Genomic DNA, 23,203 nt, shown 5'->3' on the forward strand with positions numbered 1-23,203 from the left:
TCACTCCGGCTTACGAACCAGAGGAGGGTCACGATCGAGTGACCCTCCTCTTTTTGTTTGCCGAACGTCTTCCACGCCTTGTACGGGGAGTGCTCTTGCCGACCTGACCGAGGCGAAGTGCCGCCAAGCGCAGACGCGTTACGTAGACGAGAGTCCCTGGGAAGCGTGAAGCGGGCGGTGCAAGGAGCGGAAGAGGTTACGCCGAGCCTGAGTGTGTCAATGACAGCGAAGTCCATATCCACTATCATTGAGTCGATGTGCTGGACGTTTGACTCTTCTAATTTCCGGGTGACTCGCTTTGGATGAATCGACGCAAAGAATCTTGAACCTATTCGCTCAGATGAACAGCGATACTCTGGACTTGCACACCCTTTTCGAAGCAGGCGGCAACGATCCTGAGGCGCGCGGGCAAGTGCTCGACCTCGTGGCCAAACTTGTTCGCCAAGGATTGCTCGAAGAACGCGGGAGCGACTTTTACGCTCTTACGGCGGAAGGACGAGTGGCGGGTAGGAACTGATGAAAAGTTTCGCCGACACTCTGCTGACCATTGCCGTGCTCGGGGGGATTCTCGTCATCAGCGCGATTGCCACCAACCTCTTTACGCGCAGAATGTACTATCGCTGCGCGGAATGCCGAAACCTCAACGCGAAGCGAAGGTCGCATTGTAGAATCTGCGGCAGCCCTTTGAATCAATAGGAACAGCTCTACAGATTCAATTGCTGCGCCTTCTCTTCGATTGCCTCGAACAATCGATGGCGTTCGACCTCGCCGCCGGCCCGGCGATACGCAGTCAGCAGCTCCTTCATCGAGACCAACTCTTTGTACAACCCGGCGTTTTCTATGGGAGGCGTCAGGTAGGAAACCAGCTCCGCGTAAGAGCGCCGCTTTGCGATCGTTCCCTCAGATGGATTGTTGACACTGTAGAGGTAGATGTTGGGCAGTTCTCCGATCAACCTATCGGGCCAGCATTTCTCCGACAAGCCTGCCTGCTTCCCAGGCATGAACTCCAGCGCGCCGTGAGTGCCCACGTGCACCACTGCATCCGCGCAAAGGACCTTCTCGAGGTAGGTGTACAGCGCCATGAACCCGTGATGCGGCGCGCCGCTCTCAGCCGCGAGCAGCCGCATCGGATCGCCTTCGTACCCGAATGTCGGTTGCACACCGACAAACACATTTCCAAGCTGTAATCCCAACACGAGAATCTCGCGGCCATTCGAGTTGATCGTGCCAGGCGCTCGTCCCCACTCGCGCTCGATATCGCCGACATAAGGACAAAGCCGTCGATACTCGTCCACGCTCATTCGATAGGCGACGTTCGCCAGCATACCGAACTCGGCTGAGTTGCCTTCGAGCAACATCTCGCGCAACTGCTCTGAGCTGTCCGGCACATCGACAGCGTAGCCGTCTGATCGCAACTTCGAGAGTATCTCCCACAAACTCGGGAAAACATCGAGGTCCGCAGCAGTGCCGATGTTCCCTTTGTTCGGGGGAAAGCAAAAGACCAGAAGCGCAAGCCGCACATCGGCGCGCGGTGCAACTCGCAATCGGTTCCATCGAGCCAGCCGCCGCGCAATTCGCCGGCAGCGTTCCTCCAGCGGTTCAGGCTGATTCCCGTTCGCAGGTAAGCCGCCGTAGACAAACGGCTCCGTCGCTCCGTCTATTTCCGGAATGGCAACCTGCATCGCGGCTTGAATCGCATTCAGTCCAAGCTTGCTTTGGTTCCAGCTCTCGATCGTCTGAATGTCGAGCGAGACCATCGAACGGAACGGAACGTCCAGCCGCTTCAGAAACTCGGCCGCCGCCTGACTGTCGTTCATCGCGGGCCCGCCGACGAAGCTGAACCCTGTGAGTGAAACAACCTGGCTTACACGCGGCTTCCCTCCCCCGTTTCGTTTGGAGCCCTGCTCCTCCGGCTTCGCGCGCCCCACCACGTCGAGGTCTTCGACAAAGAACTTCCGGCAAGCGTCGCGATTGTCCATGAAAGTTGAAATCGCCGGTATCACACACAAGCCTTCTTCCTCTATGGCTCGGATCAATCCGTCGTAGTGCCGCCGCGCATCGCTGATAATCTGCGGCCGCATCAACAGCAGTCCGATAGTCTGATCACCATCAAGCTTGCGCCGGCGCTTGCGCTCATACCACTCCTTGTAAGCTTCGAAAGTCTCGAACAGCTTCGGGGCGTCCGGATGATAGACGCCCATCACGGGCATAGCTTCCGCGGGTTCAATCTCGAGGGAGCGATGATCCCCGGGCGCGTAGCTTTTGATCGCAAACAGCAGCATCGAGCGTATGTTGTTTGGCGTCGGTTGAAGAAAGTAGCCGAACAGCAGAAGGTAGTTTTTAATATCGCGGAGTTTGCCGGCGCCTGGAACGAACTTCAGAATCGAAGGCAGCCGGCCGATGAGTTTGACGTACTGGTCTGCGTTCGCCGGGGGCCCTACCCGCTTGGGTGAATCGCCGCTGACCGGCGTGCGGCCTTTGACGAAGTCAGCCATCCACGTGCCTAGCTTCCGCGCAATGCCTGGCCCCGATATTTTCTCGCCGCCTTGCTCGTCCGATTCGCGCGGCTTCATCAGCTTGCCGAAGTCGAGCTTGCCCATCCGCACCCGGCGCATCAGCTCAGGCATACAATTGAAGGCGATTACAGCGCTGTGACGCTTGCCGCAACGATCGAGGGCCGCCGCGATTCTGGCGGCGTTCTCCCCCTCGGTCACGTGTATGACGAAGACCAGGTCGCTGCCGCCAACATCACGCTCAGCCGAATTCCATTGGGGCTCGGTGAGCGGCGCGCCACAGTTGTAGCTTGCAATTTGCAGCTCGAGTTTGTGATGAGAATTGATCTCGGCTTCGGCGCGTCTGAGCGGCGCGAGCAAACTCGTTCCTACATAAAAAACTGTTATCTTCACGTGAAAAGGTTCGCTTGGTTCAACTGCTCGATAAAGCGCGGCCTTATGCTGCCTCGCCGTAGAGCGCTTCCACCGCACTGGCTAATTCTCTTGCTGTTTCTTCAGGCGAGTTTCGAACAAGAAACTTTATGCGTTGGAGGGGGAGAGGCAACTTACTATACTCGAAGTCTTTCGGCACGACCGGGATTATTGCCTTGTTCATCCCCAAGGCTGCACCTATCTCGAAGAAGAGGTTCGGGCGATTTACGTTTTCTGCATTGATCAATAACACCACGGCGTCACTTTCCCTAAGCCCTTTTTCTAGCGCCTCGACTAGCGGTTGGCCTGGTTTGATATTGAACTCATCGAACCAAACTTCGACCCCGCTACTCGCGATAGTCTCTGCAAACTTACGTGCCCATTCCTTATCAGATTGAGAATAGGATATGAAGACTTTGTGTGTGCTCATCACTCAGTTCCCTCATTAGCGCCCGCGTTTACTCTAGCTGCTAGCCACCCACGTATCCTTCCCGCTGTGACTGATGAACACCAGCCGCCGATCTTGCGGGCTCTTTTGCATTCAGTTTCTCCGGATGATAGGCCCAGTCTTCACAGGCCAGCTAGATAAGGCAGCGACCTACAAGTTGAATGCCTCAGGTCGTTCCTTGCGCCGCGACCCGAGGCTTTACTGTTCCTCGTGAACTGTCGACTCCTTACTGAGGTTTGCCCTCCGCAGCTGGCTTGGCGCCTTCCTTCTTCCCCGCCGGCGCCCGTTTGCTCATTGGCTTTGGCGTCCAGAACTTGGGATCGGCCGCGGCGAATTCCTTCGACGGGTTGCTCATGCTGGGATTGAAGGCGTACACGTTACTTTCCATACTCAGGAAAACATCTCCCGTGCCCTTCATCAGGTTCCTCATGTTCTCCTCCCCCATCGCCTGCATGAGAGCGCCCTCAGTCGCGAACTCGTCGTCAATTTCCTTGAACGATTTGATCGGAGTGAAAAGCAAGTAAGTCCCCTGGGGCGCGCCCATGATCACCTGGTACATTACGTAAGGCTGTTCGCGCTTCATCTTCTCGAATGCGTCACGAAACAGCTTTCCCCCCGCCGCAAAATCGGCGTCACGCCCTAGCCGCACTCGAAACGTTTCGATGTTGAAGTAGCGACATTGCGGCAGAACGCCCATCAATCGTTCCGGGCGATAACTCATGTCCGGACGAAGCACGGCTACCATCGAACGTACGCTATTCACCACTTCAGCTTCCTGACGTTCGAGCGCCTCATACTCCGGTCCGTTAGCCGCTTTGCCGAAGGCCTGATAGTCCTTCTCCATCGCCGCAAGCGAGTCGTAGCCCGACAAGAACATCACTTCCGTCGCGTTACCCGACACAGCTTCCAACGCCAGAAAAGGATCGACTTTGCTCTTCGCCCAATGCTGCGCGAACCCGCGCTCAACTTTCTCGTGAGCCGTGCCGCGAGCGGGTTTGGCATCTTCGCGGTAGATCCAAAGCACCTTGGGTAACTGGGGCGCTGTCTGCGCCGCAGCGCACACCGTGCCTAACAACACCGCCGAAACTGCTAGCAAGAGACAGACATTTCTTTTCATTGTTCTTCACCTCTCTAAGGATGTTCGGAATTAGTACTTGTATCGGATGATCGCCTTAGCCGCCGCTCGATTCAAGCCGTCGCGTGCGCGTCGAGCCGTATTCGATCAGCCAGTCTACATCGCTCTTGATCCGTCGGGCCCAACCGTATATGCCATGAACTGCCTCGCGCTGTTCGGCCGTAAGGTTGCCGTATGAGCCGCGTTCAAGCAGCTCGGCCAGGCCCAACACCGATTGCAGTGATGCCTCTATTTCGTGCCCGGCGTTCACAATGAACTCGCTCTTGAGCTTGTTGATCTCGAGCAATTGCTGAGCTGAGCCTTGCACCTGTTTGTGCTCTTCCTGAACACGCTCGAGTTGTTGTCTGGTTTCTGCTTCAGCGCGCCGCGAGTCGTCAGCTTCAGACCGCGCCTTTGCTTCAAGCGCCGATGCTTCCCCGAGCATCGCCCGAGCTTGTTCTTCCACGTCTCGCGAATGCGCAAGCACCCGCTCGAGGCTTTGGAGCTTCTGTTCAAGTTGCTGTATGCGCTCCGAAGCATCGCCCGACTTTGTATGACTCAAGTCTGACGCGACGATCAGGCGGCCGCTGATCTCACCCTTCTCATTGCGAAGGGGCGCTGCGGAGATGCTGACGGGCGTCATTGCATCATGGGCCCCCGATCTTAGATTCATCTGCGCATCAAACCGCGTCACGCTTTCACATGTCGCGATTTGCCGCCAAATCGGGTTCTCGGCATTGGTCAGCGATTCCGCCGGGCGGCCCAGATCGTCAGGTGTGAGACCGCGCCGATCCGCGGCTGCCGCGTTGAAGAAGCTCAAGTTGCCTTCGCGATCCAAGCCGATGACCATCTCCGGAAGCCCGGTCAGCATCGCTTCCGCGCGGCTGCCTCCTTCACTCGCGCGCCGCGCTTCGTCGCGAGCCAGTTGCGCCTCGGTAAGCGCCAGTTCTCGCGAGCCCAGGTTCGAGAGTGAAAGGGATAACTGACGGACCACCCGCTCTGCAAACTCGACCTCTTCGTGCTCCCATTCCCTGACGCGGTCACACTGATGAACATAGACGATCGCGCTTGTTTTGCCGTCGACTCTGATCGGAACTGCCAGCTCAGACACTACGTCGAGCTCGGCTGCCATCTCCGCGCCCATCAACGATAGCTCTTGAGAGCCGGCTATCGCTATCGCCTGCGTGCCCGCCGAGGACGCAACCTTGGCAACCAGCGTCTCCTCAAAAGTGGCTCCTAGAGCCGATTTTGCGGAAGGCTGCCGGTACTCTTGCCTGATCGGATCCGTTTGACCGAGATCGTTGAACTCGACCACCATAACGCGCGATGCCCCGAGCGCATGACCGAGCACTTCGACCACCGCTTCTTTGACCTCGTCGGGCGAGCGCAGTCGTTGAAGCGCCTCCGACAAACCGAGGTACGCGCTCTCGACTCTCAGCCGGTTACCTCGTGAGTCTGTGCTCTTGACCAGTTCGGAGATAACCGTCGCAGCCGATTCCAGTGCGCGCCGATCGCTCTCTGTCCACGAGCGCCGGGTGCCGCAATGAACTTCGATGACACCCAGGATGTCACTATCCGCCGCCAGCGCCGCGCCCAGATAGGCGACGATGCCGCTCTCGCGAGCTTCACGCGGGAAGATGCAGCGCGGATCGGCGGGAGCGTCTTCGATCGCGAGCGTCTCACCGCTCTGGGCTACTCCGCCGGCGAGTCCCTGCCCAATCGGCAACGGCAAGAACTCCGGCGACTTCAACCCATAAGCCGCGACCATCCTTACCATCGCGCCCGCTTCGTCGACCCGCCACAACGCCGCGCTGTCGCTGCCCATAAGCCTGGTCACCTCGCGGACGATTGCGTCGAGGGGCGACACCTCTTCCAGGCACGAAATGAGCGACCGCGAAAAGTCCGTAGTGCGCGACGCCCGCTCGTCGAAAGCTTCAATCGCCGCATCAGTGAGTTCAAGCTCGAGCGCCACCGCAAGCCGGTCCGTCAATCGGGCCAGTGACTCACGATACGGATCAAGCGCATCCGCCGGGGTACCCGCAGGAACCGACACAACGATCAGCCCGTTCCACTGAAATGGACCGTGCCACGGCACAAGCATCACGTCCTCGATACCTGGCCCGGCTGGCGGTTCATTGCCGCTCCCGACCCAAGTCTGACCTTGCTCAATGTGGTCGGCGTCCGCGCTCTCTTCTGGCTTCAGCGCGATTTGTTCATCCGAAGGTTCTTCGGCAACGTGGGACGTAGCAGCTTCCTTACCGCCGATCAGAGCAAGGTTCACGACTGCCGGTTGCGAATGTTTTGTCAGCAATGATGCAGGCACCGAATCCGGCAACGCCATTGAAAGCGACGGCGCCCACACTTCGCTCTCGCCGCTCACATCTACGAGGCTGGCTTCCGTCTCCTGTCCTGCATAAACAGCCAGCAAGCACATCGACAGATACTCGTGGAATAGGCCGGCAATATGCGAGACCATCTCGGCGGGCCGCCGAGAAACCGGTACGCGGTCGGCTGCCGCTGCAAACTGCCCTTCGCGTTCCATCTCTAACAGCCGGTCGCGCACTCGAGCCTCGCGCTCTCTTCTCTGTGCGCCCGACCGCGCAAACATAAAAGCCATGAGTCCAATAGCCAGGACCAAAACAACGACGGCAATCACTATCGTCGCCGAGCCCGTCTGAATCAGTAAGGATGGCATGTCTACTCTCGAACGAACTGCAAAGAGACCTATGGGGTAAGCGCAAGCCTGTTCCGCTCGTTGACGCTGGCGGCTCAGTTGTCGCTGAAGGGAGCGCGAAGAGTTTAGTCGGAAATGCCGGACTAGCGCAACGTGCAACCGCTAACGTTGCGCGGCTCATTCGCTTGCGCGCCCGCAACCCGAACTGTAGAATTCGTGCAGTTCCAATCAGACACCGTCATCGACAAGAATCTCAGGAGGATCTGCCATGGCTTTCAACGACTCTCTTCGGACTCGGGGCTCCCGAAATCAACGCACCCTCGCGAATAGACTCACGATAGCGCAAGCTCTCCGCGCGAAGGTGACGCGGTTGGCGCTCGCGGCGTTGTTGGTCTCTTTCGCGTTGACGGCCGCCGTACCGGCGAAGACTTCAGCCGAAGCAAAGGCCGAAAAGATCGCGCGATCGGTCACGATCTATCGAGACAGCTACGGCGTGCCGCACGTCTACGGGCCGACGGATGCGAGCTGCGTGTTCGGGTACATCTACGCGCAAGCCGAGGACAACTTCTGGCAGATCGAAGACAGCTACATCCGAGCGCTTGGCCGCGCGTCGGAAGTCTACGGCGACAGAACTCTCGCGGATGACATGCTGAACCGCGCGCTCGAGATTCCGAAACTGGCTAAAACCGAATACGATCGCGCGACCGGGCGCGAGCGCGAACTGAGCGATGCGCTCGCCGATGGGCTCAACTACTTTTTGGCTCGGAACCCGCAAGTAAAGCCGCGGCTGATCACGCGCTTCGAGCCGTGGTACTCGTACGCAGCCACGCGGTTCCTGATATATCAACAGTTCATCTACGGGAAGTCAGGCTTGAAGGTTGATGAAATAAAGACAGCCGTCGGGGCGCTCGACTCAGGCGGCGCGCCCGCGTCAACGACTGCTTCGCTGAACACTCCTGGCATTCCCCTCGGGGGTCTAGAAGAACCGGAAAGCGAGCCGGTGGTTGGCTCGAACATGTGGGCGGTGACGCCGTCGAGGAGCGCGAGTGGGCACGCGCTGTTGTTCATCAATCCGCATCAGCCGTTCTTCGGTCCCGGCCAGTGGTACGAAGGACACATTCACAGCGATGAAGGCTGGAACCTGAGCGGCGCGTCGTTCTTTGGCTCGCCTCATCCGACCATTGGGCACAACGAGTATCTCGGCTGGAGCCACACGGTCAATGACCCTGACATCGTCGATGTGTTTATCGAGAAGTTCGATGATGCCAAGAACCAACTCGCATATCGCTACGGCGACGGATACCGAGCGGCCACTGAATGGACCGACACGATCGGAGTGAAGACTGCAAAGGGCGTTGAGCCCAAGAGCTTCAAGTTCCGCAAGACTCATCACGGACCGATAGTGTCAGTGCGAGAGGGCAAGCCGCTCTCGATCAAGCTCGCGAAATTGGAAGACGGCGGCTCGGCCTATCAGCGGTACTTGATGGGGAAAGCGAAATCGCTGGCTGAGTTCAAAGCGGCGATCTCGGGGGGCGCGGTCCCTATGTTTAACGTGATGTACGCGGATCGCGACGGAAACATCTTCTACGCGTATAACGGCGCGGTGCCGCGTCGCTCGACTAAGTTCGATTGGTCGAAGCCCGTGGACGGCAGCAATCCCGAGGCCGAGTGGCAGGGCTACCACAGCTTCGACGAACTGCCGCAGTTGACCAACCCGAAGACCGGTTTTATGCAGAACTGCAACCAGACCCCTTTCACGACGACCACCGAAGGCAACCCGGTCAAGGAGAGCTTCCCGAGCTATATGACTCGCGAATCCGACAACGCGCGCGCTCGAATTTCACGAAGAATACTTTCGAGCCGCGAGAAGTTCACCTTCGACGATTGGGCTCGCGCGGGATTAGACACGACCGTGCTCGAGTCTGAAACTCAGATACCGCAGCTTGCCGAAGAATGGGAAAAGCTGAAAGAGAAAGATGCCGCCCGAGCGGCCAAGCTCGCCGACCCGATCGCCGAGTTGAAGTCGTGGAACCACGTCAGCACCATCGACTCAAAAGCGATGACGCTGTTTGCTCTCTGGTTCGAGCGAATGGGCAGGCTTCGCGCCCAGAAGGTCAGCGACGACTGGCTGAAGATTCGCGCGCTTGAAGAAGTAGCCGCCGATCTGAATCGCGACTTCGGCACGTGGCAGGTCGCGTGGGGCGAAGTGAATCGCTTACAGCGCATTCAATCCGGAGGCGAGCTTGAGAAGTTCAGCGACGAGCGTCCGAGCTTGCCTATCGCGGGCGCGCCCGGGCCAGTGGGCATCGTCAACAACTTCTACACGCGACCGGTTGACGGTCAGAAACGGCGCTACGGAGTGGCGGGCACATCGTTTGTGAGCGTAGTCGAATTCGGCCCGAAGGTTCAGGCCCGGTCATTGTTGGTGTTTGGTCAAAGCGCCGACCCGAAGTCGCCTTACCATTTTGACCAGGCTCAGCTTTACTCGAAGAAGGAGTTCAAACCCGCGTGGTTCACGCTGCCGGAGATCAAGGCTCATAGTAAGCGTGTGTATCATCCTGGTGACACAGAGCGTCGCAAAGCGGCGTGAGAAAGGGATAGCTTCGCTGCCCTCTTCGAACCTCTCGAAATCCTCGACGAAAGGATCCAGCCAGGGATCCGCCTTGCCAGCGACAAGGAACTCAATGCCCTCCAACGCATCGCGAAAAAGCTTGTTTCCGCTCTGCAGACCCGCTCGAATCATTCGAACATATCTGCGAGAGGGAGCGTCCATAAGCTCCGGGAATAAGATGGAGGAAATACCGGAAGACGTACTCCTGTTCTCCTCGGTCTGAAGACTCAAGCTTTCTCAAGAGAGTTGCGATGAGTTCGTCTTTAAGAACAAAATGAGATGCGATTCCTTCCGCCCATGTTCCAAGTCCTCCTGCCTTGCATCGCTTGGTAGATGGGTCGTACCGACCATTCTTTATCTGGCCCGCAGGCCAATATCAGGCGGCTTGGTCATTCATCTCGCTCGGGTGAACCGACAGATACTCTCTGACCTCAAGATTCATTCGGTCTATTTCGGCCAGATAGCCGCCCGCTGACGACCGATAATTGTGTGGATTGGTCTCAACCACGCGCAGTCTCTCCACTTGGTCCTGAAAGTACCGGATGCGTTCCTTCGTTGCTTCGAGTTCATCATTGTTCCGAATCATCGCTGATCACCTCAACTATTCCACGCAGCGTTTTGCCGCGTTTGGGAACCGCGATGGACGCTGCGTCGAGCCCGCGTAGCGGGCGGCAGATGGTCTCGCTTCGAAGGCCGCGGCACACTGTTACCAATTGCGTGATTGCTGCCCGAATCACCGCTGTCGCCCGCGTACGCGGGCTCGTGAGATCCCAGCGACGCCGACCCAGGGCTGCGCGGACTTGCCCTGGGCTACACGCTTTCGCCCGCTACGCGGGCTTCTCTTACCGGATTCATTTGCACCTTCGCCTTCCCCTCACGCTACCGCCGTGTAGCCGAGCACGATGTCGAACTTCGCGGCAAGCTCGCCGATGCGCGACGTCTCGATCGGAGTGAAGTCAACAATAACCGACTCGCGAGCCTTCGCGTCCTTAATTCCCTTCAGCACAAAGTCAGCCGCGTTTCCCGGGTGCCCTTTGATGTAGCACTGAGTCGTGAACTTTTCGTGGCCCTTAACCTTGACCATGAAGTGAATATGTGGAGCCTGACGGCCGGGATATAGCACCGGCTTGATCGTGCGGAAGTGATACTTGCCGGTCGAGCTGGTCTCGTAACGGCCGAAGCCCTGGAAGTTCGGATCTCGCTTGGGGTAGTTGTCGCTCTTGGTGTGGAGATACGAGCCGTTGTTGTCCACCTGCCAGATTTCAACCTCGGCGTTCCTGATTGGGTCGCCACGGCGGTCGAGGATTCGCCCGGCTAACTGCGTGATCACTCCAACGGCCGGCGTGATCGAATCGTTGATGATCAGCAAGTCGTTATCTTTATCAAGCGGCATCTTGTCCGGATAAAACGGCCCCTCGGTTTGCGCAGGCGTTTGCGTCAAGTGCTCGGCAAAGACGCCCGGCGCAAAGAAAGCAGCGGTCCCCAATGCCCCAACTGCGGCGCTGCCCAAAAAAGTCCGTCGTGAGAAGTTGTTCTTATTCATGTTCTGTGTCTCCTAGGTTATCGACCAATATGCTCTACCTTTTTGAAGCGTCATCTTGTGAAACCCTCGCTCTTTCCAATACATCGAGAGGTTCAAACCGTCGGCGTTTGTCCTGCCACCTTGTCGTCGCGGCGCTTTAAGGACATTCCGCAGCTTTGGCACTTCTTAATAAACAGCATCCATCGCGGTTACGCAAGACGGACGGCCTCGCTCACCTGAGAGTACGTTGCGATATGCTGAGATGCGGCGTCGCGTTGAAGCTGAACAGGCGCAGCTCGCCATTGCGCGCTCTCATGACCGACACGCTGGTGTTGTAGATGACGCCTAAAATGCTCAACAGCTTTTCGTCGCTCAACCCCAGCGCGGCTCCGGCAGTTATCGCGATGGGTGTCGCAGAAGTGAAAATGGCAATCGCCTTCTCCGTATGATGGTTCGACGATATGTCTCCTGCACAAGTATGAATCCTGGATCGAAATGAAGACCAGGCTTCTCCGGCATAATCGGGATAACGATTCTCCATCCAGGCTCGTACTACTGCCTGGTCGCAGCGGCCCACGGCGCCTCCGGTCGTGTGGGGATCGCGAGAGATCGCTTGCTGCATCTCTTCAATGTCGCGCGCAAAGTCAGCGTCATCCTTCATCATTCGTTTCGCGATCGCCCGGTACACCGATATCAGGCTGAACTCGTTCCAGCGTTCGTCGGTGATCACCTCGGGCGCCTCCAGTCCTGCGCGCGTCAGCACCTCGCAAGCGATCTGCGCCGTCTCACGCTGGCGGCGCATTCCACCCGAATAGACCGCCCCAAGCTCGACGCCCTGGGCCAGGAAGTGCTCACCGAGCAACCGCGCTTGCTGCTGACCCGGCTCGGACAGCACGTCGTAGTTGTCGCGCGATCCAGCCTGCGCGTGACGTATGAAATAGATGTAGCTCAACCAATCCCCCTCGGTGATTTTGGATTGTGGATTTTAGATTTGGATTGCGGGGACCAAGTCGAGCGATCAACCCTGGGACAATCAAAAATCTAAAATCCGAAATCCTCAGATTCCCGATTCTTCCGCCAGATCCGACGCCGCCCGCGCCAGGCCATTCACACGCCGATCGAACTGCTTAAACCGCTCATCGTGGGTCTGACCCTTTACGAAACGGAAGTAGATCTGCTGCAGCACGACTGCCGTTTTGAACAGCGCAAACACTTCGTAGAACGCGATGCCCGAAAGATCACGACCTGTCTTTTGGGCATAGCGCTCGATGATCTCTTGCCTGGTGATCCAGCCGGGCTCGGTCGTCACAGGACTTATCGATTCGCGGCGCGCCTCGGGGTCGCCCTTCATGGCCCAGTAGCACAGGAAGATTCCAACGTCGATCAGCGGATCGCCAACCGTGCACATCTCCCAATCCAGCACCGCAACAACGCGAGCCGGGTCCCGAGGATCAAGCATCGTGTTGTCGAGCTTGAAATCGTTGTGCACGAGCGTTGCCGGTCGTCCCGCTTCGCGATCAGGCTCGAGCGGAATGCGGGTGGTGAGCCATTGAATCACCTCCTCAATATCCGGCAGCTCGTTTGTCTTCGAGCGGTGCCATCGTTCGGTCCAGCCTTTTACTTGGCGGGTGACGAAGCCGACAGGCTTGCCGATATTAACCAGGTTTGACGAATAGATATCGACTGCGTGCAACATCGCAAGCGTATCGATCATGCCTTCGCTCACCCGCCGGCGCAGCCCGAGATCACCGCCAATCTCTTTGGGTATATCGCGGCGAATGACCAGACCTCGCCTTCGCTCCATCACATAGAAGGGCACGCCGATAATTGAGGTGTCTTCGCAGAGCAAGTAAGGCCGTGGCGCGAGCGGAAACAGCGGATGAACGGCCCCGAGCAGTCGGTACTCACGAGGCATGTCGTGTGCCGTCGGCGCGACCGGGCCGAACGGAGGCCGCCGCAAAACAAATTCGTGCCCGCCAAGCCTCACCAGATAAGTCAGGTTCGAGTGCCCCCCGGGAAACTGCTCGACTTCTATGCGCGCGTGATCGTTGGGCTCGCCCGGAAGCAGCTCCGATAGGTGCGCACGCAAGTATCCCTCGAGCGCTTGGAGGTCGAGTTCTTCACCGGGCCTGATCGGCGCGGTGTCGCCGTTCTCTGTAATCGTGTCGGATTGCATCGATGTAGTCAGCGAATATTATGCGGTGAACCTTCTGAATTCAAGGTGAGGTGGCATAGCCCTTAGCCCGGGCAACGCGGGCCAAATTGAAAATTGAAAATTGGCTGGCGTGATGCTGTCGCGCGCACTTCTCAATTTTCATTTTTCAATTTTCAATTCTCAATTTTCAATCTTCTTCTGAATTCCAAACTCGTGACCCGGACTGAAGGCCGGGCAACTAGAAACCCGAGCTACACAAAATCCGAGTTACGGTTGAAACTCACGTAACCTTCATGCTATCGTCGCGGCCCGATACGATGTCCTGGCCTCAGGTGCCCGAGACTTATGCGAAAAACCGGTTTTCTTCTTTTTCTCCTCGTAACACTTCATGCGCGAGCGTTCGCCACATGGTCGGTCATCGCCGTAGATCGAAAGACAGGGCAAGTGGTCATCGCATCCGCCACCTGCGTTCCTCAACAAGCGTTCGCCGGTTTCCCGGCAAAAGGATTGAAAGACGTTCAAGCCATCATCCTTCCCGGCATTGGCGTTGCCGCCGCCCAGGCTAATGTGGATCGAACTCGCCGGCTTCAGAAGCTGATCGCTAATGAGCTGAACCGCGGCACTGATCCCGCTCGTATCATAGATATGCTGAAGGCCGACGATCAGAATCATCCCTCGCGTCAGTATGGCATCGTCGATCTTAAGGGACGCTCGGGGGGTTATTCGGGAGCGAGCAACGGCAAGCAATCGCTCGACCGGCAGGGCAGAGTCGAAGGCGCCGAGGTTTACTTTTCTATCCAGGGAAACATTCTTACGCAAGACGATGTTGTCGAAGAGGCGGTCAAGGCTTTCAAGCAGGCCCGAGGAACGCTTGCGGATCGCGTGATGGCTGCGATGGAAGCGGCGGACGCTCGCGGCGGAGACCGGCGCTGCAACTGCGGCACCCCGCCCGACCCTCCTGCTTCATGCGATAACAAGACGGCTCACGTCGCTTATCTTGTCGTCGCCAACAAGAATGATAAGATAGGCGAGGGGCTCAACGACGGAAACTACTTCGTCGAGATTCAGGTGACGGATCAGGACATCAAACCCCACGAGAACGACAATCCAGTCAAGACTCTGCGAATGCGCTACGATCGTTGGGTCAAGGAGCGCCCCCGGCGCGGGCGTTAGAAATCACTGAGGGACCTTATGTCAGCCACCGTGTTGCTAGCCGAGGACGACAAACCCAGCCGCGATATCTATCACGCGGTTCTGGACGCCGAAGGCTATCACGTCATCGATGCCGCCGATGGAAACGCGGCGCTCGTCGTGCTCAACAGCGAAGCGGTGGACCTCTTGCTCACCGACATAATGATGCCCGGCATGACCGGGATCGAGTTGCTCGAACGTGCCAGGAAGATCTACCCCGACTTGCGAGCGATCGTCATGACCGGGCACAAGACAAGTGAGACGGTAATCGGCGCGTTGCGTAATCGCGCCTGTGAGTTTCTGTCAAAGCCTTTCCATACCGAGGAGCTTGTCGAAGCAGTCAGATCGGTGATGAGCAGGGAGATCGGCTGTCAGATCGAAGTCATCTCCGACAGGCCCGATTGGATCGAACTGCGCGTACCCTGCGACCTGAACGCAGTGGAACCGATCCAAAAATTCCTCGGGCATCTTCACGACCACATCCCGAAGGAGACTCGCGACGCCGTAGGTGCGGTATTCCGTGAATTGCTCAACAACGCGATCGAGCACGGGGGCAAGTGCGACCCTTCGAAGCGGGTCGATATCAAGTTCATCAACCTGAAGCGCGCGATACTCTATTCGATCAAAGACCCAGGCGAGGGCTTCAACATCGAAGAGATCGCGCACGCCGCATTCGCCAATCCTCCGGACCAACCGACTAAGCACATGGAAGTGCGCCAGGAGCTGGGCCTGCGGCCGGGCGGATTTGGAATCATGCTGGCCTCGCAGGTCATCGACGAACTTGTCTACAACGAAAAACACAATGAGTTGATATTCGTTAAGTACGTTGACGAAAAGCCGCAGAGCTGAGTCCTTCACGCTCGAACTTACCAGCAACACTCAATGTTGATCCTCAGCGAATCAGACCTCCGCGCCGTTCTCTCGATGCGCGAAGTAATCGAAGCCGTTGAAGCAGGCTTTCGCGCGTTGGCCGGCGGCACGGCTTACGCGCCCGAGCGCCTTCGACTCGATGTGCCGGCGCATAAAGGCGTGCTGCTCGAGATGCCCGCATATCTGGGCTCCATCGATACCGCGGAAGGCAGCACGCTCGGCACCAAGATTGTCTCGGTCTTTGAGCAAAACGCGAAGCGCGGCTTGGACACCATTCAATCCGTTTACTTGCTGCTCGACAGCGAGACCGGCGTTCCGCTTGCGCTGATGGAAGGGCGACTCATTACCGCGATTCGCACCGCCGCCACTTCGGCGGTCGCAACGAAATTCATGGCGAGGCCAGGATCAAGGCGTTTGGCCGTCTTCGGCGCAGGCGTGCAGGCGGAGGCTCATATAAGAGCAATGATCGAGGTGGCGGAAATAGACCGCGTGATGATTGCATCTCGCTCGGCTGATAAGGCCGGCGCGCTCGGTGATCGCGTCCGGTCGGCCCATCATCTTCCGTGTGAACTTGTATCCGCGGAGCAAGCTGCCGCGACGGCTGATTTGATCTGTACCTGCACCTCGTCGCCCGTGCCGTTGTTCGACGGCAAGCTTCTGAACCCTGGTACTCACATCAACGCGATCGGCGCATACACTCCTACGACTCGCGAGTTGGACACTGAAACGGTGGGGCGCGCGCGAGTGATCGTCGACGCGGAGTCCGCGGCGGGACGCGAAGCCGGCGATATACTGATTCCAATGTCGCAAGGCGCGATCAACTCCGGTCACATAAAAGGAACTCTGGCAGACATTGTTTCAGGCAAGGTAGCCGGGCGTGAGTCACCGTCGGAAATCACCCTATTCAAATCCTGTGGCCTTGCGATTGAGGATTTGGTTACAGCAAGACTTGCGTATACGAGAGCGACTGCCGGAGACATCGGCACAAGGGTGAATCTGTAGATTGCGCACCTGCCTTTGTTCATCCAATTCTTCTCTTATCCAGCCACTCGGTCACGCGCGCGAACACTTCCAGCTTCTCCGGCTCGTTGAACAGCTCGTGATAGAAGCCCGGATATATCACCAACTCTTTGTCAGAAGATCCGATACGTTCAAACAGTCGCTTCGTTGCGTCGACGCTCGCGAGCTTGTCTTCGCTACCGTGCATCACCAGCAACGGCGTGGTCATCTGAGAAGCCCGCTCGGCCACCTCTTGCATAGCTCGTGTGGCTTCGGAGAACCACTTTGCGCTCACCTTGCGATTGACCAGCGGGTCCGCGGCATAGGCGCGCCCAACCTCAGGGTCGCGGCTTAGATTCGCGGGATTTATTTCGTTGTCCAATCGCATTCGCGGGGCCATCCGGGCGCCTACTCTCGCGATCATGAGCTTAAAAGCAGGGACCGGGACCGCAACTTCAATCAGCGGAGCAGAGATTATCGCCCCGGCTAGCGTACCGCTCTTTCGCTCCGCGTATCTCAACGCGATCAGCCCGCCCATACTGTGGCCGATAAGGAACAGCGGCCGTGACTCGCCGCGCGAGCGCACGGAGGCGATCATTCTATCGAGGTCATCATCGTACTCATTGAAGCTTTCAACGTGCCCCGGTAATCCGTCGGAAAGTCCGTGCCCGCGGTGATCGTAGCCGGTCACCGAATAGTGGTGAGCGACGAGGTGGTCGGTCAGCGCGCCATACCTGCCGCTGTGCTCGCCGAACCCGTGAGAGATGAGTATCTCACCGCGCGCATTTGCAACCTCGCGCCTTCGCAGATAGAGGCGTAACCCGTCACTGGTCGTAACTGTCTCTTCGATGTAGGTCATTGAACTACCTCTGTCAGAGCTTGCGATTGAAGTGGTCCGCCTCGATGTTGACTGTGATTGTGCGCCTGGGCTGGGAGTTTGTCTACGTTTGCGAGCTCGCAGGCGCCTTCGGAAATACTCGCGGCTGCAATCCGAATCGTGATTGGCTCGCGTAATGAAGTTTGACGCCAGACTGTTTGTCAGGGAATATTCGGGCTTCGATACCAATTTCAGGAGAAACGAATGAACGGCCTTTTAGGAACAGGTGCGACTCTTAGCGCGGACTTGAACCTGATTGTCCAGATAACCATGGGCCTCGCGCTCCTTGCTGGAATGTTTCTTGCCAAACGCAAAAAGTTTCGCGCGCACAAGTACTGTCAGTCATCGGTCATGCTTCTGAACCTGGTGATGATCTTCCTGATTATGGCTCCATCCTTTCATAAGCAGGTGGAGCCGCAGGTGCCCGGCGGCCTGAAAGAGTCTTACTACCTGGTGCCCAATGTGCACGCAATCCTGGGCACGATAGCTGAAGTGCTCGGGATCTACATTGTGCTGGTCGCGGCAACCAGGCTTGTGCCTAGGAAGCTTCGCTTCAAACGCTACAAACCGTGGATGCGGACCGAGCTTGCGCTGTGGTGGCTCGTAATACTAATCGGCATCGGCACTTATTACCTCTGGTACATCGCGCCAGCATCCAGCGCTCAGCCTGCGAATGTAACTTCCTCAGCCGCAGCCCCGGAAAAAGTTGCCGTAAAGATTTCAAACTTCAAGTTCGAACCCAAAGAGCTGACCGTCAAGGCCGGAACAACCGTCGAGTGGACCGACGAACAGGGCCGCCACACGGTCGAGGCCGACGATGGCTCGTTTAAGTCTGACACGCTCGCAGCCGGCGGGCAGTTCGCGCACAAATTCGACACGCCCGGCGTGTATCCCTATTACTGCAGCTTTCACGGCGACACGCACGGTGTAGACATGGCCGGAGTCGTAACTGTGACGCCTCGCGAAAAGTAAACTCAAAGAAGGAGAAACTCATGCGAAAACTCTCATTGATCATTTCGATCGCGGCAATAGCTTCTGCAGTTGCCATAGTCTCCTCGGCGGGACCCAAAACCGCTGCGAGCCGAACCGTTGTCACGACCGAAGGGAAAGTCACGGTCAAGATAAGCAGTTTCAAGTTTGATCCCAAAGTGCTGACCGTAGCCCCCGGTACTACCGTCGAGTGGGTCAACGAAGGCGGCCGGCACTCGGTCGTAGCCGACGACGGCTCGTTCAAATCGGAAGCGCTCAAACAAGGAGACAAGTTCGAGCACAAGTTCGATAAGGCGGGCACGTTCGCCTATCACTGCGAATTTCACGGCGAAAAAGGCGGCAAAGATATGGCGGGCAAGATTGTCGTAAAAGCCGGACAAAAGAGGTAAAACCTTTCCGCCACCTTCAAACTTCCTGAAAGCTGTGCTTCACCGTGAAGACAACCGCAGAAGTGGTCATAATCGGCGGCGGGTGCATGGGCGCGAGCGTCGCTTACTATCTCACGCGCAATGGGCTTCACGATGTCGTGCTTGTAGAGCGTCAGCCGATGCTTGGGATGGGCTCGACTGGGCGCAACGCGGGCGGCGTCCGTCATCAGTTTTCAAACGAAGCAAACGTCAGGCTTTCAATCGAATCAATCCGGCTGTTCGAGCACTTCGCCGAAGAAGTCGGCACCGAGATCGACTTTCATCAAGACGGCTATCTGTTTCTTCTGACGCGCGAGAACGACCTCGATGCCTTTCGCGAAAGCATCGAGATGCAGCGCCGCCTCGGCGTTGAAGTCGAAGTCGTTTCGCCCGGTGATGCACAGAAGCTCGCACCCGGGCTTGAGGTCGACGGCGTGACCGGAGCGACCTTCTGCGCGCGCGACGGGATAGCCGACCCTAACGGCGTGACTATGGGGTTTGCGCGGGCCGCTCAAGCCGCAGGCGCCGAGATCTATCGCGAAACTGAAGTGACTGACATCAAAACCGAAGCAGGTCAGATCACCGCGGTCGAAACGACAAGAGGCCGGATATCAACTTTCAGAATCGTTAACGCGGCTGGGCCTTATGCGCGCGACATCGGCAAGATGGTGGGCCTCGATGTGCCGGTGCGTCCGTTTCGGCGGCATATTTTCATCACCGAACCGATCGCCCCGGGCTCCGCGCCAGCGTCGCGAATCATGGTGATAGATTTCGAGACTACGTTCTACTTTCATCGCGAGGGCGCGGGGATTCTGTTTGGCATGTCAGATCCGAGTGAACCTTCGAGTTACGACACGACGGTGAGCTGGGAGTTCCTTGAAAAGGTCACTCGAACGGCAGTCAGTCGACTGCCCGTCCTCGCAGACGCCGGCATCGCGCACGCGTGGGCCGGGCTCTATGAAATGACGCCCGACGCAATGCCGATCATCGGTCCCGCCAGTGAAGTCGAAGGCTGCTTCATGATCACGGGCTTCAGCGGGCACGGGTTTCAACACTCGCCGGCGGCCGGCCGCATTCTTGCAGAACTAATCGTACAAGGGGACGCTCGAGAGACAGACATCACGCCGTTCTCGTTCGATCGTTTTTCGCGAGGCGCAACCGATCGAGAAGCCAACGTTGTGTGAGGCCCGCGCTCGACGAGATCTCTGACGTCATAATCCCAGCTTGTAGACTTTTGTGAAGTGGCGAGACTTGGCCGCATAAAATGCGGCTATCGCTAACACGCCGCCTGCCAGAAGGTCAACGATGTAGTGTTGATTCAAGAGCACCGTTGCCATCCACATCGCAGTCCCGTACACCGCGAGGCCGGTTAGTGTTTTGAGGCTTCTGTTCTTCCAACCGAGCAACAACAAGAGCACCGGATAGGCGCCGTGCAGCGATGGCACAGCCGCGAACCACTGAGACGCGTTCCCGATCATTCCGCAAATCAACCTCCCGTGCATCGCTGCTGCAATGTTCGCCTGGGCGACAAGTTCGGCGGTTGGTTGCGCCTTGCCGTTCAGAGTTACCCACCACGGTGGCGCGACCGGCAACAACAGGTACACAACAATAGCGGCGAAGTTCAACAGCGTGAACGCACGGATGTGCTGAAGAAATGCTGCGCGGTATCGCTCTCGAGAAGCACCCAACGCCCACAACGACAGGATGACCAGCGGCGCGACAAAAAGATGTGAGAAGTAGATGACCTGTGCCGCCCATTCAATGGTCACCGCGAATGCCCCGGAGTGCGCTCCGAGCCACGCATGCGCCGCGTGCGCGGGCACGGCGCCTCTTGCGGCCCAGCCAAAGGCCCACCGTTCGATCTCGAAGGGATGGCCGACGGCTACCCGGGCATAGAGCAGCGGTTGAATCAATCGCAGCCGGTCGTACACGAGCCAGAAGGCAAACAGGGGCGCCCAATCCATGAACCACCTTCGCCCGCGTTCGGATGAGATCAATGCGGCGGGTAGAGCAAGGAGCATGAACCAGTGGTAAGCTCGAACGCTGTTGGTGGCCACACCCAGCGCGAGATAGGCGCAGACCCCGAGGCAAACGGCTATCTGCCAGGACTGTACGCGATCCTTGAAAAGAGTATTCGATGACAAGCTCGCTCCACCGGCTCAGGGTTAGACTAAGGCCGGCTACTCAAAGGGCGAGCGGCGTACCACGCATGCATGTGCAAGAAATCGCTCTCTGGCACGCTGAATAGCCGGATCGAACCGAAGAGTGCGTCAGCTTCACACGACACATGGAGAATTCTCGCTGCACCTGATCAACTCCGTTCGCTCGGATTCTGTAAGCGATTTGAGTTTGCCGAAGTCATGCGTTAAAAGGTGACCATATGCCAAACATCTACGGAGTGCTGCCGGTGCTCGAAGCGCTGAAAGCCGGCGGGCGTCGCATAGATCGCATAGTCATAGCGGAAGGGGTGCGAGACGCCAGGCTGCGCGAGGTGATGGAAGCCGCTCGCCGCGCCCGCGTTCCGATTCGCCGTGAGCCGCGAGTGTCGCTGGACCGGCTAACTCGCAACGCGAATCACCAGGGCGTCATCGCAATCACCACGGCCGCCACCTACTCTGATGGAGACGAACTGTTGGACCGAATCTCGCCCGGGACTGTTTTTATTCTACTCGATGGAATTGAAGACCCTCGCAACCTCGGCGCAATCATCCGGACAGCGGAGTGCGGTGGAGCGAGCGCGGTTATCGTAACCGAACGCCGAGCCGCCCACGTCACCGATGCTGTTGCGAAAACTTCAGCGGGCGCCGTCGAGCACCTGCCGGTCGCTCGGGTGACCAACCTGGCTTCATTCATCGAAGACTTGAAACGGCGCAACGTCTGGGTTGTGGGTGTGGAAGCCTCAGGCCAGATGGCTTACACGGATTTCGACTACTCGGGAGCGCTTGCTCTGGTGTTTGGCGGCGAAGGCCAGGGCCTTCATCGGCTGGTGCGCGAACGTTGTGATGCGGTGGTGTCAATTCCGATGCGCGGCAAGGTGACTTCGCTGAACGTGTCGGTAGCCGTGGGTATCGTTTTGTTTGAAGCACTCAGGCAGCGCTTCAAGAAGTAGTTGGTTTGCGCTTTCGCGGGCATACACCACACCTTGCCCTTGTTCGGTCCGAGCTAACGTCCGAGAGCCGACGGATCGACCCGGCTCACACGAGCGGTTCTTCAACCACGAAAGAGCAATCCGTTGTCGCACTTTAAGGCTGGTTTGAAGGGCGTGGGACCGCTACGTTCCCACAAACAGGCCGCGTGCTCAATGTCGAGTGGAACCGTAGCCTTCTCCACACTTCTAGAGCATTCCGGTTGTCGCTGTACGTTCACTTAATCACCCGACCGCATCGGTCACGCCCGCCGAGGCGATCTAGCTCGCGATCACATGCTCGACGAGGGTTCTGCGAGCCGTGATCGAGACTGCGGATTTTTCTCGACAGACAATCATCCTGACCAGCGATCACGGGAACATCGAAGACCTCTCTACTCGTAGCCACAAGCTCAAATCCGGTAGCTACGCTCGCATCTGGTCCCTCCCGCGAGCTCATTGCCTCGCGAGTGCGATCTCTCACGCACACACTCCTGCGATACTGGAGGCGCTAACAGCCTGATGCCATTGACTTGGGCTTACACAACCGCTTGAGCGAGTTTCTCTTATTCCGGCTCGCATGGCGGGTTCGGACACATCGGCGGTGGATCGCTCGGATTGGGCAGCCACAACTCACCCCGGCGTGTCTGAAACGAATCGCCAAAGTACTTCGGCACCGTGGACTCGTCTGCATTTATTTTGATCTCGATACTCTGCTTCGCATTCGCCTCCTTGGTCGACCAAAACGGCGTACCGTCTCTTAGGAACTCGATCGATTCGCCTTCTTCCAGCGAATATCTCACAACAATGTCGTGCATGATAGGCTTCTTGAGCTCTTTGGGCGCGACCCTTGTCTGGAGTACGGGCCTTCCCTTTGCGCGCTTCGTATGTTTCTTGAAAACGCGCCCGAGCCGCGTGTCCTTGGACGAAAACTGGCCGGTTCTCAAGAGGACTATGCAGTCAAAGGTCTTTGAGTTAACCGGAACATGCTCGCCGTACAGATCCTTCAACTCAAGTAGCCGGCGGTGAAACGTCTTCGGGAATGTTACCCTCCCCTTCTTGGCGGTTCCATTTTCGTTAACGTGACGCACCTCGATCTTGCAATTGCTGCCAAGCTTTCGAAGCGCAGGAAAGTCCTTCTCCTTACCGTCAACGCGAACAGTGAAATCAGCCCAGGACTTGTCACATTGAAACAACCCTATTTGAGAGTAGGTTTGTTTCTTGTCGTTCAGCGGCAAGAAGCACCCGCTATCCAAAATCAGCTTCGCTCGTTTAGGCATACATTCTCTCCTTTCTC

The 23,203-nt window shown here is 57.6% G+C and carries 20 protein-coding genes; 9 read left to right on the plus strand and 11 right to left on the minus strand.

Annotated elements, in window-relative coordinates; genetic code table 11:
• Positions 1–340 precede the first annotated feature (340 nt).
• The gene (locus AABO57_17200) at positions 341–517 is read left to right on the plus strand and encodes a hypothetical protein (GenBank protein MEK6287482.1); all 177 of its coding nucleotides are present in this window, start codon (positions 341–343) and stop codon (positions 515–517) included.
• A gap of 187 nt (positions 518–704) precedes the next feature.
• Here AABO57_17200 and AABO57_17205 read toward each other — a convergent pair whose 3' ends face one another.
• From AABO57_17205 to AABO57_17220, 4 genes are all read right to left on the minus strand, one after another.
• Positions 705–2,906: a cobaltochelatase subunit CobN gene (locus tag AABO57_17205; GenBank protein MEK6287483.1), complete on the minus strand. Its 2,202-nt coding sequence runs from the start codon at positions 2,904–2,906 to the stop codon at positions 705–707.
• Positions 2,907–2,949: 43 nt separating this feature from the next.
• Positions 2,950–3,354: a toll/interleukin-1 receptor domain-containing protein gene (locus AABO57_17210; GenBank protein ID MEK6287484.1), complete on the minus strand. Its 405-nt coding sequence runs from the start codon at positions 3,352–3,354 to the stop codon at positions 2,950–2,952.
• A 244-nt stretch (positions 3,355–3,598) separates the two neighbouring features.
• Positions 3,599–4,489, minus strand: coding sequence for a hypothetical protein (locus AABO57_17215; protein ID MEK6287485.1), 891 nt, complete (start codon positions 4,487–4,489; stop codon positions 3,599–3,601).
• 55 nt (positions 4,490–4,544) lie between these two features.
• The gene (locus tag AABO57_17220) at positions 4,545–7,181 is read right to left on the minus strand and encodes a GAF domain-containing protein (protein MEK6287486.1); all 2,637 of its coding nucleotides are present in this window, start codon (positions 7,179–7,181) and stop codon (positions 4,545–4,547) included.
• A 247-nt stretch (positions 7,182–7,428) separates the two neighbouring features.
• Here AABO57_17220 and AABO57_17225 point away from each other — a divergent pair, with 247 nt between their 5' ends.
• Positions 7,429–9,750 (plus strand): penicillin acylase family protein, encoded by a 2,322-nt coding sequence (locus AABO57_17225; protein MEK6287487.1) that lies wholly within the window; start codon positions 7,429–7,431, stop codon positions 9,748–9,750.
• Between the two features lie 397 nt (positions 9,751–10,147).
• Here the strand turns inward: AABO57_17225 and AABO57_17230 are convergent, their stop codons facing one another.
• From AABO57_17230 to AABO57_17245, 4 genes are all read right to left on the minus strand, one after another.
• Positions 10,148–10,357 carry a hypothetical protein gene (locus AABO57_17230; GenBank protein MEK6287488.1) on the minus strand — a complete coding sequence of 70 codons (210 nt, stop codon included), beginning with the start codon at positions 10,355–10,357 and terminating at the stop codon, positions 10,148–10,150.
• Positions 10,358–10,645: 288 nt separating this feature from the next.
• Positions 10,646–11,314 carry an intradiol ring-cleavage dioxygenase gene (locus AABO57_17235; protein MEK6287489.1) on the minus strand — a complete coding sequence of 223 codons (669 nt, stop codon included), beginning with the start codon at positions 11,312–11,314 and terminating at the stop codon, positions 10,646–10,648.
• A 211-nt stretch (positions 11,315–11,525) separates the two neighbouring features.
• Positions 11,526–12,245, minus strand: coding sequence for a histidine phosphatase family protein (locus AABO57_17240; GenBank protein ID MEK6287490.1), 720 nt, complete (start codon positions 12,243–12,245; stop codon positions 11,526–11,528).
• Between the two features lie 105 nt (positions 12,246–12,350).
• A complete protein-coding gene (locus tag AABO57_17245; GenBank protein MEK6287491.1) occupies positions 12,351–13,469 on the minus strand; it encodes a phosphotransferase family protein in 1,119 nt (372 codons plus the stop codon).
• Positions 13,470–13,793: 324 nt separating this feature from the next.
• Here AABO57_17245 and AABO57_17250 point away from each other — a divergent pair, with 324 nt between their 5' ends.
• Genes AABO57_17250 through AABO57_17260 form a run of 3 tightly spaced genes read left to right on the plus strand, consistent with a single transcriptional unit; the run spans position 13,794 to position 16,511 of the window.
• Positions 13,794–14,621, plus strand: coding sequence for a DUF1028 domain-containing protein (locus AABO57_17250; protein MEK6287492.1), 828 nt, complete (start codon positions 13,794–13,796; stop codon positions 14,619–14,621).
• Positions 14,622–14,639: 18 nt separating this feature from the next.
• Positions 14,640–15,488 carry a response regulator gene (locus AABO57_17255; GenBank protein MEK6287493.1) on the plus strand — a complete coding sequence of 283 codons (849 nt, stop codon included), beginning with the start codon at positions 14,640–14,642 and terminating at the stop codon, positions 15,486–15,488.
• Between the two features lie 33 nt (positions 15,489–15,521).
• Complete coding sequence (locus tag AABO57_17260) at positions 15,522–16,511, plus strand: ornithine cyclodeaminase family protein (protein MEK6287494.1); 990 nt, start codon at positions 15,522–15,524, stop codon at positions 16,509–16,511.
• A gap of 19 nt (positions 16,512–16,530) precedes the next feature.
• Here the strand turns inward: AABO57_17260 and AABO57_17265 are convergent, their stop codons facing one another.
• Entirely contained in the window at positions 16,531–17,367 is an 837-nt protein-coding gene (locus AABO57_17265; protein MEK6287495.1) for a lysophospholipase, read from the minus strand.
• A 222-nt stretch (positions 17,368–17,589) separates the two neighbouring features.
• Here AABO57_17265 and AABO57_17270 point away from each other — a divergent pair, with 222 nt between their 5' ends.
• The 3 genes from AABO57_17270 to AABO57_17280 are packed head-to-tail and all read left to right on the plus strand — an operon-like array spanning position 17,590 to position 19,966.
• Positions 17,590–18,357 (plus strand): DUF420 domain-containing protein, encoded by a 768-nt coding sequence (locus tag AABO57_17270; GenBank protein ID MEK6287496.1) that lies wholly within the window; start codon positions 17,590–17,592, stop codon positions 18,355–18,357.
• A gap of 20 nt (positions 18,358–18,377) precedes the next feature.
• Positions 18,378–18,764, plus strand: coding sequence for a plastocyanin/azurin family copper-binding protein (locus tag AABO57_17275; GenBank protein MEK6287497.1), 387 nt, complete (start codon positions 18,378–18,380; stop codon positions 18,762–18,764).
• 44 nt (positions 18,765–18,808) lie between these two features.
• Positions 18,809–19,966, plus strand: a complete 1,158-nt coding sequence (locus AABO57_17280; GenBank protein ID MEK6287498.1) for an FAD-binding oxidoreductase — start codon at positions 18,809–18,811, stop codon at positions 19,964–19,966.
• A gap of 27 nt (positions 19,967–19,993) precedes the next feature.
• On the opposite strand, the gene AABO57_17285 is transcribed toward AABO57_17280, so the two are convergent.
• The gene (locus tag AABO57_17285) at positions 19,994–20,926 is read right to left on the minus strand and encodes a phosphatase PAP2 family protein (GenBank protein ID MEK6287499.1); all 933 of its coding nucleotides are present in this window, start codon (positions 20,924–20,926) and stop codon (positions 19,994–19,996) included.
• A 236-nt stretch (positions 20,927–21,162) separates the two neighbouring features.
• On the opposite strand from AABO57_17285, the gene rlmB reads away from it, so the two are divergent.
• Entirely contained in the window at positions 21,163–21,891 is a 729-nt protein-coding gene (gene rlmB / locus AABO57_17290) for a 23S rRNA (guanosine(2251)-2'-O)-methyltransferase RlmB (protein ID MEK6287500.1), read from the plus strand.
• Between the two features lie 581 nt (positions 21,892–22,472).
• On the opposite strand, the gene AABO57_17295 is transcribed toward rlmB, so the two are convergent.
• On the minus strand, positions 22,473–23,186 hold the full coding sequence (locus AABO57_17295) for a hypothetical protein (GenBank protein MEK6287501.1): 714 nt from the start codon (positions 23,184–23,186) through the stop codon (positions 22,473–22,475).
• Positions 23,187–23,203 lie beyond the last annotated feature (17 nt).

It is taken from the genome of Acidobacteriota bacterium, assembly GCA_038040445.1.
GTDB classification, from domain to species: domain Bacteria; phylum Acidobacteriota; class Blastocatellia; order UBA7656; family UBA7656; genus Onstottus_A; species Onstottus_A frigus.